The organism is Pseudomonas sp. FP1154 (assembly GCF_030687245.1).
GTDB lineage: Bacteria > Pseudomonadota > Gammaproteobacteria > Pseudomonadales > Pseudomonadaceae > Aquipseudomonas > Aquipseudomonas rhizophila.
Window position 1 is genome coordinate 4,266,827 of sequence record NZ_CP117465.1, and the last position, 20,303, is coordinate 4,287,129.

General features: G+C 62.1%; 20 protein-coding genes. 9 read left to right on the forward strand and 11 right to left on the reverse strand.

Annotation, left to right across the window (positions count from 1 at the left end; translation table 11 throughout):
* Nucleotides 1-113: 113 nt before the first annotated feature.
* Nucleotides 114-812 (reverse strand): orotidine-5'-phosphate decarboxylase, encoded by a 699-nt coding sequence (gene pyrF / locus PSH91_RS19125; RefSeq protein ID WP_160893102.1) that lies wholly within the window; start codon nt 810-812, stop codon nt 114-116.
* 291 nt (nt 813-1,103) lie between these two features.
* Here pyrF and PSH91_RS19130 point away from each other — a divergent pair, with 291 nt between their 5' ends.
* The 3 genes from PSH91_RS19130 to xopAW all read left to right on the forward strand — a co-directional run bounded on the left by PSH91_RS19130 (nt 1,104) and on the right by xopAW (nt 3,776).
* Nucleotides 1,104-1,862: a response regulator gene (locus PSH91_RS19130; RefSeq protein WP_305466504.1), complete on the forward strand. Its 759-nt coding sequence runs from the start codon at nt 1,104-1,106 to the stop codon at nt 1,860-1,862.
* Complete coding sequence (locus PSH91_RS19135; protein ID WP_047230349.1) at nt 1,862-2,905, forward strand: HAMP domain-containing sensor histidine kinase; 1,044 nt, start codon at nt 1,862-1,864, stop codon at nt 2,903-2,905. Before PSH91_RS19130 ends, PSH91_RS19135 begins: the two co-directional genes overlap by 1 nt.
* Before the next feature lie 145 nt (nt 2,906-3,050).
* Nucleotides 3,051-3,776: an EF-hand domain-containing protein gene (xopAW, locus tag PSH91_RS19140; RefSeq protein WP_139049443.1), complete on the forward strand. Its 726-nt coding sequence runs from the start codon at nt 3,051-3,053 to the stop codon at nt 3,774-3,776.
* Between the two features lie 117 nt (nt 3,777-3,893).
* Here xopAW and PSH91_RS19145 read toward each other — a convergent pair whose 3' ends face one another.
* The 8 genes from PSH91_RS19145 to PSH91_RS19180 all read right to left on the reverse strand — a co-directional run bounded on the left by PSH91_RS19145 (nt 3,894) and on the right by PSH91_RS19180 (nt 10,211).
* Entirely contained in the window at nt 3,894-4,931 is a 1,038-nt protein-coding gene (locus tag PSH91_RS19145) for an AI-2E family transporter (RefSeq protein WP_047230347.1), read from the reverse strand.
* A gap of 62 nt (nt 4,932-4,993) precedes the next feature.
* Nucleotides 4,994-5,800 (reverse strand): DUF4892 domain-containing protein, encoded by an 807-nt coding sequence (locus PSH91_RS19150; protein WP_047230358.1) that lies wholly within the window; start codon nt 5,798-5,800, stop codon nt 4,994-4,996.
* Between the two features lie 143 nt (nt 5,801-5,943).
* Nucleotides 5,944-6,795 (reverse strand): alpha/beta hydrolase, encoded by an 852-nt coding sequence (locus PSH91_RS19155; protein WP_047230346.1) that lies wholly within the window; start codon nt 6,793-6,795, stop codon nt 5,944-5,946.
* Nucleotides 6,792-7,586 (reverse strand): alpha/beta fold hydrolase, encoded by a 795-nt coding sequence (locus tag PSH91_RS19160; protein WP_047230345.1) that lies wholly within the window; start codon nt 7,584-7,586, stop codon nt 6,792-6,794. The genes PSH91_RS19155 and PSH91_RS19160 overlap by 4 nt, the downstream gene beginning before the upstream one ends.
* 274 nt (nt 7,587-7,860) lie before the next feature.
* On the reverse strand, nt 7,861-8,304 hold the full coding sequence (locus PSH91_RS19165) for a hotdog fold thioesterase (protein ID WP_047230344.1): 444 nt from the start codon (nt 8,302-8,304) through the stop codon (nt 7,861-7,863).
* A 54-nt stretch (nt 8,305-8,358) separates the two neighbouring features.
* A complete protein-coding gene (gene sixA, locus PSH91_RS19170; protein ID WP_047230343.1) occupies nt 8,359-8,811 on the reverse strand; it encodes a phosphohistidine phosphatase SixA in 453 nt (150 codons plus the stop codon).
* Complete coding sequence (locus tag PSH91_RS19175) at nt 8,808-9,155, reverse strand: DUF4389 domain-containing protein (RefSeq protein ID WP_047230342.1); 348 nt, start codon at nt 9,153-9,155, stop codon at nt 8,808-8,810. Before PSH91_RS19175 ends, sixA begins: the two co-directional genes overlap by 4 nt.
* Nucleotides 9,156-9,185: 30 nt before the next feature.
* Nucleotides 9,186-10,211 (reverse strand): NAD(P)H-dependent glycerol-3-phosphate dehydrogenase, encoded by a 1,026-nt coding sequence (locus tag PSH91_RS19180; RefSeq protein ID WP_047230341.1) that lies wholly within the window; start codon nt 10,209-10,211, stop codon nt 9,186-9,188.
* A 164-nt stretch (nt 10,212-10,375) separates the two neighbouring features.
* Between PSH91_RS19180 and PSH91_RS19185 the strand changes: the two genes are divergently transcribed.
* The 5 genes from PSH91_RS19185 to fabB all read left to right on the forward strand — a co-directional run bounded on the left by PSH91_RS19185 (nt 10,376) and on the right by fabB (nt 17,368).
* The gene (locus tag PSH91_RS19185) at nt 10,376-12,535 is read left to right on the forward strand and encodes a TonB-dependent siderophore receptor (RefSeq protein ID WP_230682659.1); all 2,160 of its coding nucleotides are present in this window, start codon (nt 10,376-10,378) and stop codon (nt 12,533-12,535) included.
* Nucleotides 12,536-13,468, forward strand: coding sequence for an ABC transporter substrate-binding protein (locus PSH91_RS19190; RefSeq protein ID WP_281459940.1), 933 nt, complete (start codon nt 12,536-12,538; stop codon nt 13,466-13,468).
* Nucleotides 13,465-15,372 (forward strand): ATP-binding protein, encoded by a 1,908-nt coding sequence (locus PSH91_RS19195; protein WP_076383815.1) that lies wholly within the window; start codon nt 13,465-13,467, stop codon nt 15,370-15,372. Before PSH91_RS19190 ends, PSH91_RS19195 begins: the two co-directional genes overlap by 4 nt.
* 248 nt (nt 15,373-15,620) lie before the next feature.
* Nucleotides 15,621-16,136, forward strand: a complete 516-nt coding sequence (gene fabA, locus PSH91_RS19200; RefSeq protein WP_047230338.1) for a 3-hydroxyacyl-[acyl-carrier-protein] dehydratase FabA — start codon at nt 15,621-15,623, stop codon at nt 16,134-16,136.
* 11 nt (nt 16,137-16,147) lie between these two features.
* Nucleotides 16,148-17,368, forward strand: a complete 1,221-nt coding sequence (gene fabB, locus PSH91_RS19205) for a beta-ketoacyl-ACP synthase I (RefSeq protein WP_047230337.1) — start codon at nt 16,148-16,150, stop codon at nt 17,366-17,368.
* Nucleotides 17,369-17,556: 188 nt separating this feature from the next.
* On the opposite strand, the gene PSH91_RS19210 is transcribed toward fabB, so the two are convergent.
* Together PSH91_RS19210 and PSH91_RS19215 are read right to left on the reverse strand one after the other, a co-directional pair.
* Nucleotides 17,557-18,021 (reverse strand): DUF3859 domain-containing protein, encoded by a 465-nt coding sequence (locus tag PSH91_RS19210; RefSeq protein ID WP_047230336.1) that lies wholly within the window; start codon nt 18,019-18,021, stop codon nt 17,557-17,559.
* Nucleotides 18,022-18,172: 151 nt separating this feature from the next.
* Nucleotides 18,173-19,183 carry an amidohydrolase family protein gene (locus tag PSH91_RS19215; protein ID WP_047230335.1) on the reverse strand — a complete coding sequence of 337 codons (1,011 nt, stop codon included), beginning with the start codon at nt 19,181-19,183 and terminating at the stop codon, nt 18,173-18,175.
* Nucleotides 19,184-19,316: 133 nt separating this feature from the next.
* Between PSH91_RS19215 and PSH91_RS19220 the strand changes: the two genes are divergently transcribed.
* Nucleotides 19,317-20,177 (forward strand): pirin family protein, encoded by an 861-nt coding sequence (locus tag PSH91_RS19220; protein WP_305468565.1) that lies wholly within the window; start codon nt 19,317-19,319, stop codon nt 20,175-20,177.
* Nucleotides 20,178-20,303 lie beyond the last annotated feature (126 nt).

Sequence of the window (20,303 nt, forward strand, 5' to 3'; positions counted from 1 at the left end):
ACACCTGTGGGAGCGGGCTTGCTCGCGAAGGCGGATTGTCAGGCGCCATTTTTGCCAACTGACACACCGCTTTCGCGAGCAAGCCCGCTCCCACAAGGGATCTTCAGGTCTGATCAGGCCAGTTCGGCGACTACGGCCGCCAGTGCCTTGGCCGGATCAGCCGCCTGGCTGATCGGTCGGCCGATCACCAGGTAGTCGGAACCGGCATCCAGTGCCTGACGCGGGGTCAGGATGCGGCGTTGATCGTCCTGGGCGCTGCCCGCCGGGCGAATCCCCGGCGTCACCAGTTGCAGCGACGGGTGCGCCGCTTTCAGGGCGCTGGCCTCCAAGGCCGAGCAGACCAGACCGTCCAGGCCAGCCTTCTGCGCCAGCGCCGCCAGGCGCAGCACCTGTTCCTGAGGCTCGATATCCAGGCCGATACCGGCCAAGTCCTCGCGCTCCATGCTGGTCAGCACGGTCACGCCGATCAGCAACGGCTTCGGCCCGCTGCGCTGATCCAGCACTTCACGGCAGGCCGCCATCATGCGCAGGCCGCCGGAGCAATGCACGTTGACCATCCACACCCCCATTTCGGCGGCCGCCTTGACGGCCATGGCGGTGGTATTGGGAATATCGTGGAATTTCAAATCCAGGAATACTTCAAAACCCTTGTCACGCAGGGTCCCGACAATTTCCGAAGCGCAACTGGTGAACAGCTCCTTGCCGACTTTGACCCGGCATAGCTTGGGGTCCAACTGGTCGGCCAGCTTCAGGGCGGCGTCACGGGTAGGGAAATCCAAGGCAACGATGATGGGCGTCTGGCAGGCGGACATGAGCGGGCTCTCAGGCAAGTCGAAATCGGCGCGCATTGTAGCGGAACCAGCGCCCGTGCGGGACCCGATGATCGGTAAATCCTCATCGCGCCCGGACAGCATGGACGATGCCGGCCTTTGTGTCGAAGTCGATACACTCATGACACGCGCACAACACGCCGGCACGCTACCGTCTGGCGCCGCACCCCCGTCCTTTCAGCGCTTCACGCCTAGCGGCACGAAGCCTATGCTGAAGCCTCAACCTCGCCGCCTTCTTTGCGGTTGGCAGCCTATCTGGCAGATGATGCATCCATGCAGAACACCCCTGTTGCAAATTCTGACGATCAAAAAGTGCCCGACGATGACAAGCGCTGGAGTACCCGGGCGTTGATCGTCGATGACGATGTGCCGATCCGCGAGCTGCTGATCGACTACCTGGCCCGTTTCAACATACGCGCCAGCGGCGTGAACGATGGCGCGGCCATGCGCCGGGCGATGCAGGCCGAGCATTTCGACGTGGTTGTGCTCGACCTGATGCTGCCGGGCGAAGACGGCTTGCAATTGTGTCGCTGGCTGCGCGCCGAATCGGACATCCCGATCCTGATGCTCACCGCCCGGTGCGAGCCCACCGACCGCATCATCGGCCTGGAACTGGGCGCCGACGATTACATGGCCAAGCCGTTCGAACCCAGGGAACTGGTGGCGCGGATCCAGACGATCCTGCGCCGGGTACGCGACGACCGCACCGAGCAACGGGCCAATATTCGCTTCGATAACTGGCGACTCAACAGCGTACTGCGCCAGTTGATCTCCGCCGACGGACTGGTGGTGCCGCTGTCCAACGCCGAGTTCCGGCTGTTGTGGGTATTCATCGAACGACCGCGCCGGGTACTGAGCCGCGAACAGTTGCTGGACGCCGCCCGTGGGCGCTCCATCGAGGCGTTCGACCGCAGCATCGATCTGCTGGTGTCGCGCCTGCGCCAAAAGCTGGGTGACGACCCCAAGGCGCCGCAACTGATCAAGACCGTGCGCGGCGAAGGCTACCTGTTCGACGCCCGGGACATCGGCTGATGCGCTTGCGCCTCGACACCTTGTTCGGCCGCCTGTTTGGCGTGCTGTTACTGGCGATCGTCCTGGCGCACCTGTTGGCCTTTGCCTGGTTTTCTCAATACGACAAACCGCCTTTGGGGCCACCCCCCGAATTTTCCCGGCAAGGCCAGCACCCTGGGCCCACGGGGCCCCCACCCAACCGCCCTGCGCGCCCATGGTTCGGTGGGCCGGTGGTACCGCTGACGTTTCAGTTTGTGTGCCTGATCGTCGCCGCCTGGTACGGCGCCAAACTGCTGACCCGGCCTATCCAGCGCCTGAGCGATGCCGCCGAACGCCTGAGCGAAAACCTCGACAGCCCACCGTTGGAAGAAACCGGCCCTCGGGAGGCCCGCCAGGCTGCTCATACGTTCAACCTCATGCAACAGCGAATTCGCGAGCAGGTGCAGCAGCGTTCGCGCATGCTCGGTGCGGTATCCCATGACCTGCGCACTCCGCTTTCACGACTCAAGCTGCGCCTGGAACAGATCGATGACATCAAGCTGCAGGGCCAGATGCGTCAGGACCTGAACGATATGATTGGCATGCTCGACGCCACCCTCACCTACCTGCACGAGCAACGCACCAGCGAAGCGCTGCAATGGATGGACGTGCAGGCGTTGGTGGAATCGCTGAGCGAAAACGCCCAGGACCAGGGTGCCGACGTGCAAGCCAGCGGTGGTTGCGCGCCGTTACAGGTGCAGCCGATGGCGTTGCGCTCGTGTATCAACAACCTCATGGACAATGCCTTGCGCTACGCCGGCCATGCGTTGATTACGCTGCAAGACCAGCGCGACCAGGTAGTGATTCGGGTGATTGACCACGGCCCCGGGATTGCGGCGGATAAACGCGAAGCAGTGTTCGAGCCCTTCTATCGCCTGGAAGGCTCACGCAACCGCAACTCCGGCGGTGTCGGCCTGGGCATGACCATCGCCAGGGAAGCCGCCGAACGCTTGGGCGGGCAATTGAGCCTGGAAGAAACGCCAGGGGGCGGATTGACGGCGGTGATCCGTTTGCCCCGCGCCTGAAACCACCTCAATCCCATGTGGGAGCCGCGTCGGGGGCTGAGTTTGTACACCCGCCGGTACAAACTCCACACACCCACGACAACTGCCCCGCCGACGCTGCATAAGCCGGTGCACCCACCGGCATTCCAGCCCAAGGAGAGCGCCCATGATCGGTAGCGTCAGCAGTTACTCGCCCTATACCAGCACCAGCAGTACCGCGACCAGCAGTGCCCGCAGCCAGCAGTTTCAAAAGGAGCTGCTCAGCAAACTCGACAGCAACGCCGACGGCTCGGTCGATCAGGAAGAATTGAGCACGGCCCTGTCGCAGAAGAGTGACGACGGCATCCTGGTCAGCCTGAGCGACAATTTCAGCGACCTGGACAGCGACAGTAGCGGCGACCTGAGCAGTGATGAGATAGCCGCGATGGCGCCACCGCCTCCGCCGCCACGGGACCAGGCGCCGACGACCGAACTGGCCGATGCGCTGCTCAGCGCCCTGGACGCCGACGGTGATGGCGAGGTAAGTAGCGAGGAGCTGAGCAATGGTCTGGCGAGCGCCGGCAGCACTGCCGACAGCCAGGAACTGTTCTCGGCCCTGGACGAGAATGAAGACGGTACCGTCAGCCTCGACGAACTCGCCGCCAGCCTCCCCCCGCCACCGCCACAACAGGCCTCCAGTGAGGCGTTGTTCAGCCAGCTCGACGCCGATGGTCAGAGCAACACCGGCACCAGCGAACTGACCAGCGCGGTACAGGCCAACCGCACCAGCGACAGCTCCACCGACCAGACCAATGTCAGTGAAGCGCTGAACAGGATGATCGCCAACCTCAGTCGACAATACTCGCTGGATGATGTCGCCCCCGTGGGGAAATACCTGAACGTGGCGACGTGATTGACCGGCAAGCCTGGTTTTTCAGAGCCAGGCTTGCCTGCTGGATCGAAGCCCATTGGTGGCGAGGGGATCTATCCCCTCACTACAAAAAGGTTGCTGCTGGTCTCAGGAGTGGGGTTATCGCGCCTGGCTCTTGCTCCAGTCCGTCAGCAAGCTGTAGGCCACCGCCAGCAGGGTCGGGCCAATGAACAGTCCGATGAAGCCGAAGGCAATCAAGCCACCGAACACCCCCAGCAATACGATCACCAACGGCAGGTTTCCGCCACGGCTGATCAGGTAGGGTTTGAGCACGTTGTCCACACCGCTGATGATGAAGGTGCCCCAGATCCCCAGGAACACCGCCATCCCGTATTCGCCCTTCCACACCAGCCACGCCGTGGCGGGGATCCAGACCAGGGGCGGCCCCATGGGAATCAGGCTGAGCAGGAAGGTGACGATGCCCAGCACCAATGCCCCCGGTACGCCAGCGATCAGGAAACCAATCAGCGCCAGCACCGCCTGGGCCGCCGCGGTGCCGATCACGCCGTTGACCACACGCTGCACCGTACCGGCCACCAGTTCGATGTAGTAACCGGCACGGTCGCCGATCAGACGCTCCAGCAACCCGTGCACGAACACCGCCAGACGCGGGCCGTCACGGTAGAAAAAGAACACAAACACAATGCTCAGGGTCAGTTCGAGAATGCCACCGCCGATTTGGGCACTGCGAGCCAGCAGCCAGTTGCCGACCTGACCCAGGTACGGCCTGACGGACACCATCATGGCTGCACCTTGCTGATCGATGCTGTTCCAGATGCCCACCAACCGCCCCCCCACCAGCGGTAAGCCCGCCAGCCATACCGGGGGATCAGGCAGGCCATCGACCTGCACGTTCTTGATAAATGCCGTGGCGTCGCGTACATGATCAGCCAGGTTGAAGCCCAGCCACACCAGCGGCACCGCCACCAGCACCATCCAGCCTACGGTCAGCAAAGCCGCCGCCAGCGACTCACGACCATTGACCCAGCGGGTCAACAGGCGCATCAGCGGCCAACTGGCAAACGCCAGCACCGCGCCCCAGAACAGCGCCGACCAGAACGGAGCCATCACCCAGAAGCTTGCACCGAACAACACCAGGAGCAGGATCTGCACCAACAGCCGATCGTTATTGAGCATGTCAGGTCTCGAAAAAAAAACAGGGCCGGGCTGACGGCGTGAAGCACGTCACCCGAAACAGCTTAACGCAACAGCTCAAGATGCAGGCCCGCCGCATCGCCCCTGGCGGCCTCCATTCGCGCCGCCCGGACACCCTGATCGATCAATGCTTGCCGCCAGGCCTCGGCCTGGGGTCCGGCGACAGTGACTCGAAGACCCGTGTCCAGGTTCAGCGCCCGGGATAGCAGGCGCAACCAGGTTTCGTCCGGTTCGCCGACCAGACGCGGCAAGTCCAGCACGCCGGTGTCCTTGAGCTGGCGCAACAGCGTGGCCGATGTGGGCAGCAGGTTCCCCAGCGAGGCGTTTGCCTCGAACTGCTCGACATGCAGGTAAGCCTTACGATTGCCGCGAGTAATGCCATACAGCGCAATCAGTGTGTTATCCGCGGGCGGCGCCAGGCGCAGCAGCAGATAAGACTGACCGTTATCGGCACCATAGAGCTTGGCATTGCCGAACACTTCGTTGGCCCACAGGCTGCTTTCGCCGCAATCACGAGCCTGGCACCAGAACAACAGTTGCGCGTCCTGCTTCTGCAAGGCTTCGCGGGCAGCGGTAAAGGCCTGGATGGCGGAGTGTTCCGGCGGAAGTTCGTAAGTCACCGACGTGGTGTTGCCACGGGCATCGACCTGCCCATCGAAGCGCAACTGGCCGCTGATCTTGCGGATCGAACCCAGGGGATAAATTCGTTCCAGGTCAGTGGTTTGCCGGTAATCGACAATTTGCGCGTCGGGCATGCGGGGCACCCGCTCCAGGTCCCGGCTGCCGGGAACATCGGCGGCAAACGATGCCGGGCTGAAGCAGGCCAGCGTAAGCAAGGCGAGTGAATGAATGGATAATTTCATCGGATCGGCATGGCCTGGGTCTCTGGGGTGAGGCCGGTGTCATCGATGCACTGCGAGGCCGCTAAACAGAGATCTGTCATGGTTGTCTCCCTTTTTCAACCCGCCCAGCCTCGACAGTTGCCAGGCGCAAGTCAAGAAACGGTGAAGAACCGATTGAAACAGTCTGCTACAAGCGCGGCGCCAGCCTCGTCGTTCAGGTGCAAATGATGACCGCCGGGCAACCGTTCATGACTGAAGGGTAGACGCTCCAGCAACTCGGGGTGTCGGGCAAGCATGCCGTCAGCAGCCACCACCAGATGCGCGGGGCAAGCGACCCGCGCCACGAAGGCCATGGCCTGCTCATCGGTCAGGCGAAGCGGCGATGGCAAGGTCAGGCGATTGTCGGTGCGCCAGGTGTACCCTCCCGGCACCGGCATCAGGCCGCGCTGGGCCAGCAATTCGGCGGCTTCGCGACTGACCGCCACCAGGCCTTTCATGCGGGCCTCAATGGCCCGGTCGAGGGTTTTGTAGACCGGTTTTCGTTTTTGTTGCAAATCCAGCTGCGCCTGCAGGGCCATGCCCATGCGCTCGGCGGCGTTGTCGCCTTTGTCCGTGGGAGGGATCACCCCGTCGATCAGCCCCAGGTGCGTGACCCGGTCGGGCAAGGCTCCGGCGAGCACCAGCGAGACGATGGCGCCCATGGAATGCCCCAGCAGGGCGAAACGCGCCAGGCCCAGTTGTTCGGCGACTTGCAGCACATCATGGGCATAGTCCCACAGGGCATAGCCAGCACCGGGTGGGCGATGCCCGGAGTGACCGTGACCGGCCATGTCCAGTGCAATGACCCGCAGGCCCTCAAGCCGTGGAGCCAGCCGGGCGAAGCTGTTCGCATTGTCCAGCCAACCGTGCAAGGCGATGACCGGCCGGCCATCCTCCGGCCCGAACAGGTGGGCCGCCAGTTCAATGTGGGGCAGGCTCAGACGGACTTCTTCAACCCCACTCATAAGCTGCGCCCTTCCCAGCGCTGAAAGAGATCCTTGAGCAACCTGGCCGTGTCCTGCGGACGTTCCAGGGGAAACATGTGGCCGCCGGGCATGCTCAGGGATTCACCATGGGGCATTCGACCCACCGAACGGGTGTGATGGCGCATCACCACGCGACTCTGCCGACCGCGCACCACCGCCAGCGGCACTTTGAGCATACGGGCCCGGCCGGGACTGGTGTGCGGCACGCCGCGGTAAATGCTGATCTCCGTGGCCGGATCGAAGCGCAGCCGCAAGCGGTCGCCGACTTGCTGCAAGCCATGTTGCAGGTAGGCGTCGAAGCATTCCGGGTCAAACCCGCGGAACAGCGTCTTGGCGGAAAAATACTGCCGGGCCGACTCCAGGTCAGCGAACTCTTCACGCCGGCCCAACGTCCGTCCCGCTGGAGTCAGACGATCGATGAACCCCAGGCGCTTGGCGGCCAGGATCACCCACTGATCGGCGCGGGTCAGCACCGGCGAATCGAGCATTACCACGCCACGATATAACTGTGGACAGCGCAATGCGGCATGCAGATGCAGAACGCCACCCAGGGAATGGCCGACGCCCCACACCGGTTCAGGTTGTTGTTCCAGGTGATGAATGAGCTCGTCCACCAGGTTGTGCCAGTTATCGTCTGCCGGAAAACGCGGGTCATGGCCGTGCAATTCCAGATGCGCGACCTCGTACTGCGGCGCCAACGCGGCGAACAGCTTGCCGTAAGTGGCCGAGGGAAAACCATTGGCGTGGGCGAAAAACACCTGTTGCGACATGACAGTGGATCCATGGGGAAACTGGAACCGATTGTCCGCACATCCCGGTGGCGCGGCAATGACCGTAACTGACAGCAATGATGACAGTCGGGCTTGGGCTATGAGGCTATCTAGCTGTAAGCACTGCCCCATGTGGCGAAGGAGACGTGTGGGAGCAAGGCTTGCCCGCGATGCAGGCGCTGGGGTGGATCAGGTGTTGCGCGTCGACACCATCGTGGGCAAGCCTTACTCCCACAGAAGATCCCTCACCGCAGGATTGCGTCCAGCTAGAGCGTCAACGCGCCGGCGGCTGTTCACCCAGCGGCACCACGGCCATGGTCAGGCGCGACACGCAGTTGACTTTGCCTTCGTCGTTGGTCAGGCGGATATCCCAGACCTGGGTGGTGCGGCCCAGATGGACCATCCGGGCCGTGGCCGTCACCCGACCGCTGCGCACAGCGCGCAAGTGGTTGGCATTGATCTCCAGGCCCACGCAATAGAACTTGCTGGTGTCCACGCACAGATAGGCCGCCATGGACCCGACCGTTTCAGCCAGCACCACCGATGCACCGCCATGCAACAGGCCGAATGGCTGGTGGGTGCGGTGATCGACCACCATGCTGGCGGTCAGGGACTCGTCGTCGAAAGATTCGAAACGAATGTCCAGCACTTCGCTGATGGTGTTTTTACCGGCGGCGTTCAGTTGCTCGATGTTGGGGGTGGTGCGCCACAGACTCATCGTTGTCCTTCCTTTATGTTTTTTGTTGTGCTCAACCCTGCGACCAGAGACCTCTCAGGGATGCTGAATGCCCTTGAGCTGCATCGCCCCGGCCAGCGGCAGGTCACCCTCCAGCTCGGCCAGGCCAGCCGTTTTAACCTGTTCGGGTTGTTGCAGGTGACCGTGTTGCAGAAAGCCCAGCAGGCTGCCCACCAGCGGGTTATGACTGACCAGCAGCACGTCGCCCTGATCAACCAGCTGTTCCAGGACTTTTTGCGGGCGGGTTTCCGGCGTGAGCCAATCAACAGTGATCAACTCAGGCGCGAAGCCCAAGGCTTCGCGCACCAGTTGGGCGGTCTGTTGGGCGCGCAGGTACGGGCTGGCATAAATGGCGCTCAGCGGCTGGCCGATCAGCGCGGCGGCACTGCGCAGTGCTTCTTCGCGACCGTGAGCGGTCAGCGCCCGCTCAGGGTCGGGACGGGCACCGTATGGCTCGGCTTCCCCATGACGCAATACCCACAATTTCATAGCTTGGGCTCCTCGTCCCGGACCGGATGCGGAGCCGGCGCCACCACGTGCGGCGCTTCACCTTCCGGCGTGCGCGGGGTGGGCCAGTCAGCGAATGGCCAGGGTTTCTGGTCGCTGTGGAAGGTGCCGAAACGGCCGATCTGCGCCAGGAACTGGCTCAGGCTGTCACCAAAGTTCATCAGGCTGGCACTGGGCGCGCCATAGATCAGCCGGTAGATCAGTTGCACCAATACCACCGCGCCCAGGATGAACTGCGCCACCTGCCAGACCAGCAGATAAATCACCATCCACAACACACGCAGCAGGATGGACTCGTATCGGGCCTGCTCTTTTGGATCGCTCATGGTTTGCTCCCGCTTCTGATCAATAGAGGCTCAGTTGAAGCCACTGGTGGAAATGAAATCGACGTCGGTCTTGGGCTCGCCGCGCATCAACAGTTCGATCACCTGCTCCAGCGTGCGCCCTTCGAACAGAATCGCATGCAGCCCCGCGACCAGTGGCATGTAGACCCCGGACTCCTGAGACTTGGCCTTGAGCACCTTGAGCGTATTCACTCCTTCGGCCACTTCACCCAGGCGCGACACAGCCTCGTCCAGGCTCAACCCCTGACCGAGGGCGAAACCGACCTGGTAGTTGCGGCTTTTAGGCGAGGAACAGGTGACGATCAAATCGCCGACCCCGGCCAACCCCAGGAAGGTCATCGGATTGGCACCCTGGCTGACGGCAAAACGGGTCATTTCCGCCAGCGCCCGGGTAATCAGCATGCTTTTGGTGTTCTCCCCCATGCCCAGCGCCACCGCCATGCCGGCGATGATGGCATAGACGTTCTTCAGCGCCCCGCCCAGTTCCACACCGAAACGGTCGGCACTGGCGTAGACCCGGAAGGTTCGCCCATGCAGCGCGGCCTGGACCCGCTGGCACAGTTCTTCGTCTTCACTGGCGACCACGGTGGCGGTCAGCGCATGCTCGGCGATCTCGCGCGCCAGGTTCGGCCCGGAAATCACACCGATTCGAGCCTTTGGGGCGATTTCTTCGAGAATCTCGCTCATCAGCTTGAAGGTCTGGGCTTCGATCCCCTTGGTCAGGCTCACCAGCAATTTGCCGCTCAAGCGTTCGGCATGGGGCGCCAGGACCGAGCGCAGGGCGCTGGACGGCAAGGCGACGAAAAACAGGTCGCAGTCCTGCAAGGTGGCCTGCAAATCAGTCACCGGTTCAACTTCAGGGCGGATCTTGATGCCCTTGAGGTAACGCGGGTTCTCGCGATTGACCCGGATGGCCTCGGCCTGCTCCGGGTCACGCATCCATTGGCGCACCGGGTGGCCGTTCTCGGCCAGCAGATTGGCCACGGCGGTACCGAAACTCCCACCCCCCAGGACCGCAATCGGGCGCTGTTCAGTCATATGCAATCCGTTCATCCATACCAAGTGGCAATGCCGGGCATTATACGGAGCGGCCACACCGCGACCAGCCCCGACTACAATTACCGGCAGTTGTAGGAAGCTGACCATCAATTCCTAGGAAAATGCTGTCAACGTGAATGGAAAAGTCGCTCACCTCGGTTAACATGCCGGCCATCCTTTCCCTAATCAAAGGCTGTGCCGTGTTCGTTGGCCCTTCCCGTTCAGGTTCGTCGCTCGTGTTGGCGCTGTTCATCAGCCCGCCAGTGCTGGCCGACGACTTGTTCGTCGACAGTCAGCCCCTGCCCCAAGTGTTGACGGCCACGCGCCTGAAACAATCGCCGGCGGCGGTCCCCGGCAGCATGACCGTGCTGGACAGCGAATTGATCAAGGCCAGTGGCGCCCGGGACATCAGCGAACTGCTGCGCCTGGTGCCGGGCATGATGGTCGGCAATATCAGCGGGAACCAGGCCGCCGTGAACTACCACGGCACCAACGCCACCGAAGCGCGGCGCATGCAGGTGCTGATCGATGGCCGTTCGGTGTATCGCGCCGGCCTGGCCACGGTGGACTGGAGCGATATTCCAGTGGCCATGGAAGACATCGAGCGGATCGAAGTTTTCCGCGGCCCCAACACCGTCAGCTACGGCGCCAATGCACTGATGGCGGTGGTCAATATCATCACCCGCGCTCCGGCCGACAGCCACGGCACCCGCCTGAAAATCACCCGAGGCCAGCGTGGCATCAGCGACTGGTACGCCAGCCAGGGCAGCGGTTGGGAGAGCGGTGACCTGCGGCTGTCACTGTCCGGCCAGGAAGACGACGGCTTTGACAGCAACCGCACCGGCGCCGATTACCGCGACAGTCGACGCTTGAACCGTTTCAACCTGTCCGTCAGCCAGACCCTGAACGAACAGCAGAGCATCGACTGGCAACTGAACGCCAAGGACGGGACCAATCAGCGGCCTTATACCTACCGTCCAGTGTTCGCCGGGATTACGGCCGCCGGGGATAACTCCGATGTCGTCGCCAAGGACTACGCCGGTTCGCTGCGCTGGAACCTGGACCTGAACCCCAACCACAGCCTTTATGTACAAGGCTCGCTCCAGCATTGGGATCGCCAGCAGACCTGGCGCGCCTGCGATGCCGAGGTCTCCTTCAGCCCGCAGTTGACCGATCTGTGGTTGCTCAACCCTAACTACGCCGAGAAGCTGGCGCGCAATATTCCCAGCTTCACCGGCACCGGTGCGCCGCCCGGCACCCCGCAAGAACAGGCGCTGGCCAATCAGGTGCTCGATCAATGGCGCAACGGCGCCTCGCAAACCCTGTGCGGCGATATCGACCAGAGCGCCCGTGAGTCGCGCTACGACCTGGAAATCCAGGACACCCTGAGCCTGTCCGACAGCCTGCGACTGGTCACCGGGGCAAACTATCGCTACGACCGGGCCGACTCCGAGACGTACTTCAACGGCACGCTGGACGACACCACTTGGCGCCTGTTCGGCCAACTGGAGTGGCGGGCCAGCGAACATTGGCTGGTACAGGGCGGTGCGATGTTCGAAGACACCCACCTGACCGGCAGCTCGCTGACGCCGCGGGTGGCGGTCAACTACCTGATCACGCCACGCCATGGCCTGCGGGCGGTGTACTCCGAGGCGGTGCGCTCGCCGGACATGTTCGAGAACAATGTCAATTGGAGTTATCAGGTCACCAACCTCAAGCCCACCGCCTTCGGCCAGAGCAGTGCCCGTTATTTTGTCCAGACCCGAGGGCCGGGAAACCTGGACCAGGAGCACATGCGCTCCCGGGAACTGGGCTACAACGGTTATTTCATGAACCTGGGGCTGAGCGTCGATGTGAAGCTGTTCCATGACGAAATCACCGGCATGATCAGCGAACCCCTGCGCAACAATCAGTACATTGCCAGCAACGCCAATGAATCACAGTTTTCCGGGGCCGAAACCCAGTTCGACTGGCGCATCACCAGCGCCGACCGCCTGCGCCTGACCTATGCCTACGTCGATGCGCTGGCCAGCAATGCCCTCGACGAACAGCCGACCGCCCGCAATAGCGGTTCGGCCGGCTGGCTGCGAGACTGGGGCCGAGGCTGGAACAGTGCGGTGTTCTATTATGGCGCCGACGACCTTAACGGCTATCGCTTTGAACGAGTCGACACCCGCCTGGCCAAACGCATTTCTTTGGGCAAGGCCAACCTGGAACTGGCGGGCATCCTGCAGCAGCGTCTCGACAACCAGCCCACTACGTTTGTCGACAACCACTACGACTCCCGTCACGTCCTGTATTTCACTGCGGAGTTGTCGTTCTAGATGTTCCGGGGTCAATCGCGCAAGACGCCCTTTCGTGGCCGCCTGCCGCTGGCGCTGTGCCTGGTGTTTGCAGGCTGGCTGGCAACGATCGAGGCCCGCGCCGCCGACATTCTATTGACCGGTGCCCATAACAGCCCTGGCGCTCAGTCATTCACCCAGGCCCTGAAGGCCCTGCGCCCCGAGGACAACGTCAGCTTTACTCCGCTGGCCAGCCTGCCGGCGCCCGGCAAACTGCCCCGCAATGTCCGCCTGATCTTGCTTGACCTGCCCAGCCTTGACTGGCGCCTGCAGGAAACCCACGGGCCCGCCACCCTGGTACTGCGAATCAGCCGCCAACAAGCCAGGGACCGCCTGGGCGAGACAACGCCCGATCACCTGAGCCTGTTGTGGAGCGATCCGCCGCTGACGCGGCAATTGCGCCTGATTAGCGCGATCCTTCCGCAAATGCGCAGGGTCGGCGTGCTGTTCGACGGGCATAGCGAGTTCCTGCTCAAGGAAATCCGCCAGGCAGCGACGCCGTTGGGGCTGGAGATCGTGAGTGAACGCTGGGACGACACCAGTGACAGTCGCCCTCTGCAAAAGCTGTTGGGCCGCAGCGATGTGCTGCTGGGGCTCGACGACCCCGATCTGTACAACCCCAAGACGGTAAAGAATCTGTTGCTCAGCAGCTACGCCCGGCAACGTGCGCTGATCGGGCCCAACGCCGCTTTCGTCAAGGCCGGCAGCCTGGCCAGCACCTACAGCGACCAGGAGGACTGGCTGGCAATTCTCGACGATTTGCTGGACCGCCCCGCCGCCACCTGGCCCCGCACCCTGTATCCGGCCCGCTTCAAAGTCCTGAGCAACCAGCAGGTCGCCCGCTCACTGGGGATCGAGCCGATTGACGCCGAATCCGTCGCTGCACAGCTGGCCGAAGGAGAACAACGCCCATGACCTTGCGTCGCCGCTGGGACATCAATACCCGCACCCAGCTTATCGCCCTCGGCCCGGCCTTGCTGCTGACGGTGCTGTTGATCAGCTTCTTTACCTTCGTGCGAATCCAGGACCTGCGCCAGGAACTCAACCACACCGGGCAGTTGATCGCCAACCAACTGGCCCCGGCCACGGAATATGGGGTGATATCGGGCAATAACGAGGTGCTGGAAAATCTGCTCACTGCCACCCTGGCCACGCCTCATGTGCGTTTTCTGGAGGTGCAAGACAGCACGGACCGGGTTGTGGTGTATGTCGAGCAGCCCGCGCAAGGCCGCAAGCATTCCCAGCAGATCGAAGTTTTCCAGGCGCCGGTTCGCTTGCAGCGCATTGCCTTGAACAATGATTTCCTGCAAGGCAACAGCATGACCATCGAGGCGCCCGATGAGGATTACCTGGGCCGGGTGATCGTCGGCATGTCCAGTGACGCCTTCAGCCAGCGGCAGCAGGAAATCCTCCTCAAGGCCGCGATCCTGGCGCTGTTCGCCCTGCTGTTCACCTTCCTGGTGGCGCGTCGCCTGGCGTCCAACCTGTCCCGGCCGATCCGCGACATCGGCAACGCAGTCATGGCGATCCAGCAAGGCGACTACGGCACGCCGCTGCCCATCGTCGACGATGCCGAACTGGGGGCCTTGTCGCGGCATATCAACAATCTGGCCGACGGTCTCGAGCAAGCCAGCCGTGAACAGCACCAGGCCATGGCGCAGTTGATCAAAACCCGGGAAGAAGCGGAGAAGGCCAACAGCGCCAAGTCCGAATTCCTGGCGATGATGAGCCATGAACTGCGCACCCCCATGAACGGTGTACTGGGCATGCTGCAACTGCTGGAAACCACCGAAATGACGGAGGAGCAATTCGAGTACACGGCGCTGGCCAGCGAATCCACCGAGCACCTGCTGAAAGTCATCAACGACATCCTCGACTTCTCGCGCATCGAACGCTCGGCCCTGGAACTGGAACACATCCCGTTCAATCTGGCGGAGCTGGTCGCCAGTTGCGCCCAGTCGTTCCAGCACAGCGCCGCGCAACGCAAGCTGGGCCTGGACCTGCTGATCCCTGATGACATGCAGCCCTTGCAGGTGCAAGGCGACCCGACGCGGATCCGGCAGATCCTGGTCAACCTGATCGGCAATGCCCTGAAATTCACCGAACAAGGCCGCGTCACCGTGCAATGCCAGTGGCAGGCACTGGATCACGAACTCCTGTGGTTTACCTGCACGGTGCGCGACAGTGGCATCGGGATCGCGACCGAAAGCCTGGAGCGCATGTTCGATGCCTTCCAGCAAGCCGACAGTTCGATTTCCCGGCGCTACGGTGGCACCGGCCTGGGGCTGCCGATTGCCCGCACCCTGGCTGAGCGCATGGGGGGCACATTGCGCGCCCAGAGCGAAGAAGGCCAGGGGTCGGTGTTTACCCTGGAGATCCCTCTGGCCCTGTCGAAAAAGGCACCGATAGCCCTGGCGCCAAAGCTCCCCGACGGCATCGGCAGCGGTCATGGCGAGGGCCGCAACGTGCTGCTGGTAGAAGACAATCCGGTGAACCAGACCGTGATCGAAGCCATGCTGCGCAGCCTGGGCTTCACCGTCAGCATCGCCGCCGACGGCGCCCAAGCCATCCGCAGTGCCGAAAGTCTGATTTTCGAGGCGATTCTGATGGATTGCCGGTTGCCCATCATCGATGGCTACGAAGCCACGCGACAGATCCGCCAGTTACCCGGCTGCGGCGAGGTGCCCATCATCGCTCTGACGGCCAATGCGCTACAGGGCGATCGCGAAGCCTGTCTCGCGGCGGGCATGAACGATTACCTGGCCAAACCGTTCAAAAGAGCTGACCTGCAGCAAATTCTGCAGCGCTGGGTGCGTTAGTGCAGGCGTTTCGACCATCTGCGACTGGCGTGAAAGGCGAAAGTGCGGCAGTCTTAACCACCCGAACAAGTCCCGATTGGGGCTTGAATAAAAATTTCAGTGCACAGGTGTACATTCATTTCCCGTGTGCTGTGACTTTCACTACAACGCAATAGTCTATGAGTAGGCTGTCGATTCGAGGCATGAACGCTTCGATCGGCCGGGAAGATTTGCCCCACCCTGCCGCATGGGACTATTGAGGAGCTCGCATGACCAAACAAAACGCCTTTACTCGGGAAGACCTGCTGCGCTGCAGTCGCGGTGAGCTGTTCGGCCCAGGTAACGCGCAACTGCCCGCCCCGAACATGCTGATGGTGGATCGCATCACCCATATCAGCGAAGAGGGTGGCAAGTACGGCAAAGGTGAATTGGTCGCCGAGCTGGACATCACTCCTGACCTGTGGTTTTTCGCCTGCCACTTCGAAGGTGATCCGGTGATGCCGGGCTGCCTGGGCCTGGATGCCATGTGGCAATTGGTCGGTTTCTTCCTCGGTTGGCAAGGCCTGCCGGGCCGCGGTCGCGCCCTGGGTTCGGGCGAAGTGAAGTTCTTCGGTCAGGTTCTGCCGAGCGCGAAGAAGATTACCTATAACATTCATATCAAACGCGTCCTCAAGGGCAAGCTGAACATGGCCATTGCCGATGGTTCAGTGGCTGTGGATGGTCGCGAGATCTACACCGCCGAAGGCCTTCGGGTCGGCGTTTTCACCTCCACTGACAACTTCTAAGGGTTATCCGCATGCGCCGCGTCGTTATCACTGGTCTGGGCATCGTTTCGTGCCTGGGCAATGACAAAGAGACCGTCTCCGCTAACCTGCGTGCAAGTCGCCCTGGCATCCGGTTCAATCCGGAATATGCCGAAATGGGTCTGCGTAGCCAGGTTTCCGGCTCCATTGACCTTCCCCTCGAAGAGCTGATCGATCGCAAGATCTACCGTTTCGTCGGCCATGCGGCGGCTTACGCCTACCTGGCCATGAAGGACGCCATCGCTGACTCCGGCCTGACCGAAGAGCAGGTGTCCAACCCGCGCACCGGCCTGATCGCCGGTTCCGGTGGTGCCTCGACCTTGAACCAGATGGAAGCGCTGGACATCCTGCGCGAAAAAGGCGTCAAGCGCGTCGGCCCGTACCGCGTCACTCGGACCATGAGCAGCACCGTTTCCGCCTGCCTGGCCACGCCGTTCAAGATCAAGGGCCTGAACTACTCCATCGCCTCTGCCTGCGCCACCAGTGCGCACTGCATCGGCAACGCCATGGAGCAGATCCAGATGGGCAAGCAGGACGTCGTGTTCGCCGGCGGTGGTGAAGAAGAACACTGGAGCCAGTCGTTCCTGTTCGACGCCATGGGCGCCCTGTCCAGCAAGCGCAACGACACCCCGGAAAAAGCTTCCCGCGCCTACGATGCCGACCGTGACGGCTTCGTCATCGCTGGCGGCGGCGGCATGGTGGTGGTCGAGGAGCTGGAACACGCTCTGGCCCGTGGCGCGAAAATCTACGCGGAAATCGTCGGCTACGGCGCCACTTCCGATGGCTATGACATGGTCGCTCCAAGCGGCGAAGGCGCCATCCGCTGCATGCAGATGGCCATGTCCACCGTCGACACGCCCATCGACTACCTGAACACCCACGGCACTTCGACCCCGGTCGGTGACGTCGCGGAAATGAAAGGCGTGCGCGAAGTGTTCGGTGCCAACGCCCCGGCCATCAGCTCCACCAAGAGCCTGTCGGGTCACTCCCTGGGCGCCGCAGGCGTTCACGAAGCGATCTACTGCATGTTGATGATGGAAGGCAACTTCATCGCCGGCTCGGCCAATATCGACGAACTGGACCCGGAAGTGGCCGACCTGCCGATCCTGACCAAGACTCGCGAAGACGCCAAGATCGACACCGTGATGAGCAACAGCTTCGGCTTCGGCGGCACCAACGCCACCCTGGTATTGAAGCGCTGGCAGGGCAAGTAAGCCCCGCCGCAACGCCACACACAAAAACGCCCCGACTGGTTCGGGGCGTTTTTTTTGTCTGCTCTGCACACCACATTCCCTGTGGATAATTCCCTTGTGGGAGCGAGCCTGCTCGCGATGAGGCCCTGACATTCAACATCTATGTTGGCTGACAGATTGCTATCGCGAGCAGGCTCGCTCTCACAGATTCAGCGCACGACAAACCGTTGCTGCGCCAGCAATCGATCGCCCTGGAACACCATGAACCGCCACTCCCCCGGCACCACTTCGTGGCTTTCGGTGAACTCGTAGGCCATCACATCCTGCGGTGCACCGGGCACCAGTTTCTGGGTGACTTCGAATTTATCGTGGCGCACGCCATCGGGGGTGCGAATGCCTGGGGTGAAATACAACAAGGTCAATGGCTGGTCGTCAGCCACCTTGTCCGCCAAGCGGTAGCGCAGACCGAACTTGGTGCCCAGCTTGGCCGGTACACTTTCAGTCTGCCGGATCTGCTCGTTGCTGCGGCGCAGAACCCGCTCCCCTGATTGCAGTTCGGCTTGGGGCCCTTCGAAGATACCGTACTCCACCGGGCCTTCGACACGGACTTCCGCCTGGGCCAGGCCGCAGACCGACAACAGCGCGACCAGTGCGCTTGAACGGGTGAGGTGCATAGTGCGCTCCTTGATTGTGATGAGCGCGAGGGTATGACGCGGCGGTGACAGGCTGATGACAAGGCGATGGTCACCTTGTGCACTGAGAGCTTCTGTGGGAGCAAAGCTTGCTCGCGCTGCAGGCGCCCTCAATTGCGAAATTGCAATACCTTCATTGCGGGCAAGCCTTGCTCCCACACAACACCGCCAGGAAATTATCCCGAGCTACGTTCTTCGCCACCTCTTCCGGCAACGCATCCAGGAACGGATCGAAGCTGCGTAATTCCTTACCGACATTGTCGAAACGCCCCACTACATCCGACCCCAACATAAAACGCTCCGGGAAGCGCTCCACCAGCTTGAGCCACGCCTCGCGGGGTTTGCCCGCCTCGTCCAGCAGGTAAGGCGTGAGCACGCTCCAGGACAGGTCGATGTACAGGTTCGGATAGGTCTCCAGCATCCGGGTCAGTGTCGGCAACAGAAAATCCAGCCGCGTCTGGTGACGATGGATCTCCATGCTGGTGCCGGCATGGGCCCAAATGAACCGCGTGTGGGGATGGTTGCGCAACGGCTCTTCAATTTCCGGCAAATACAGCGCGTTTTTCTCACGCTTGGAGGTGATGTTGGAGTGCAGCAGCACCGGCAGATCGTTCTCCGCCGCCAGGTGATAGATCCGCGTCATGGCCTCGTTGTTGGCCCGCGGGGTGTCCCCCGACGTCAGTGCCGTCAGGTCGTCATGGCGGGTGAACACCTCACCAATGCCTTGCCACAAACCCGGATACAGATCGAGCATGCGCTGGATGTGCATGGCGGAGTTTTTGTCGTTGGGGTTGAAACCGGACAAAAAAGGATGAAAGTGCTGGCGCTGTTCAGCGGTCAACTTGCTCACCGCCGCCGCGACAATCACATCGGTGGCGCTGTACCAATAGGCGTCCGCATCGTCACCGGCGTAGTAACGCGGGCGCTTGGGCTCATCCTCATGCCATTTCTTGGCCACCGGTATGCCTGAAATCATCACATGCTCGATGCGATTGTCGGCCATCGCCTTCAGTAACTCGGGCATGCCGGCGGTTTCCTGAAAGAAATCGACGTAATGCAGGTGTGCATCGCTGTAGGCATATTCGCGGGCCATGACGCCACTGCTCGAAACGGCCAGCAGCCAGGCGAAGATCAGACGGGTCATGGGCACGGGCGGACTCCAGAAAGTTATGAACAGGATAGACCCCGACCGTCGCGTCCGGGTTCACGGCGCATGTGCCGTCAGTTGTCACGGCGGGTTATGCTTTGCCCATCCGTTGCTCAACCTGGAAGACATCATGATCACGCCCCTGACCATTCGCCCACGCGCAGAAGATGTGGAAGGCCAGCCGATTCTTCGCCCGCTGCCGTCCGCCAAGTGTCGCAGCGTCGGACCGTTCGTTTTTTTCGACCACATGCTGCAAACCTCCTACAAAGCCGGTCAAGGCATGAACATTCGTCAGCATCCCCATATCGGGTTGTCGACCCTCACCTATCTGTTCGAAGGGCAGCTCCAGCACAAGGACAGCCTTGGCTCCGATCAAGTGGTGGACGCCGGGGACGTCAGCTGGATGACCGCGGGCAGCGCCATCGCCCATGTCGAGCGCACGCCCGAATCACTGCTGGGCAGCGACTTCGTCATGCACGGCTTGCAAGTCTGGTTGGCCTCGCCCCAATCCCACGAACAGGGGCCTGGACACTACAGCCATCATCCGGCGCACACCCTGCCGGTCAGCGATAACCTGGGGGTAAAGATCCGGATGATCGCCGGGTCGGGTTTTTGCCTGGAATCACCGGTGCCGACGCTGTCCCCGACCCTGTACGCCGAACTGAACCTGCAAACCGCAACGACCCTGCTGATTCCCACCGAGCATGAAGAGCGGGCACTGTATGTGCTCAGCGGCGAGGCGCAGCTGGACGGTGAACCGCTGGAGCGCCACTCGTTGGTGGTGCTCCCGGCCGGGGAACAAATGACACTGTTCGCCGACAGCGACTGCCATGCGGTGCTGTTCGGCGGCGCGCCGCTGGATGGGCCACGTCGGATCAACTGGAATTTCGTCTCCAGCGATCCGGCGCGAATAGACGAAGCCCGCCAGCGTTGGGCGGCCGGGGACTGGCCGACCGTGCCGGGGGAAAGTGAGCGGATCGAATTGCCCTGAATTCAGCGGTGTCTGACAGGCCGCCATCGCGAGCAGGCTCGCTCCCACACTGGATCGTTGCCATTCGCAAATGGCGCGAACACCTCGGTCAAATGTGGGAGCGAGCCTGCTCGCGATAGCAGTCTG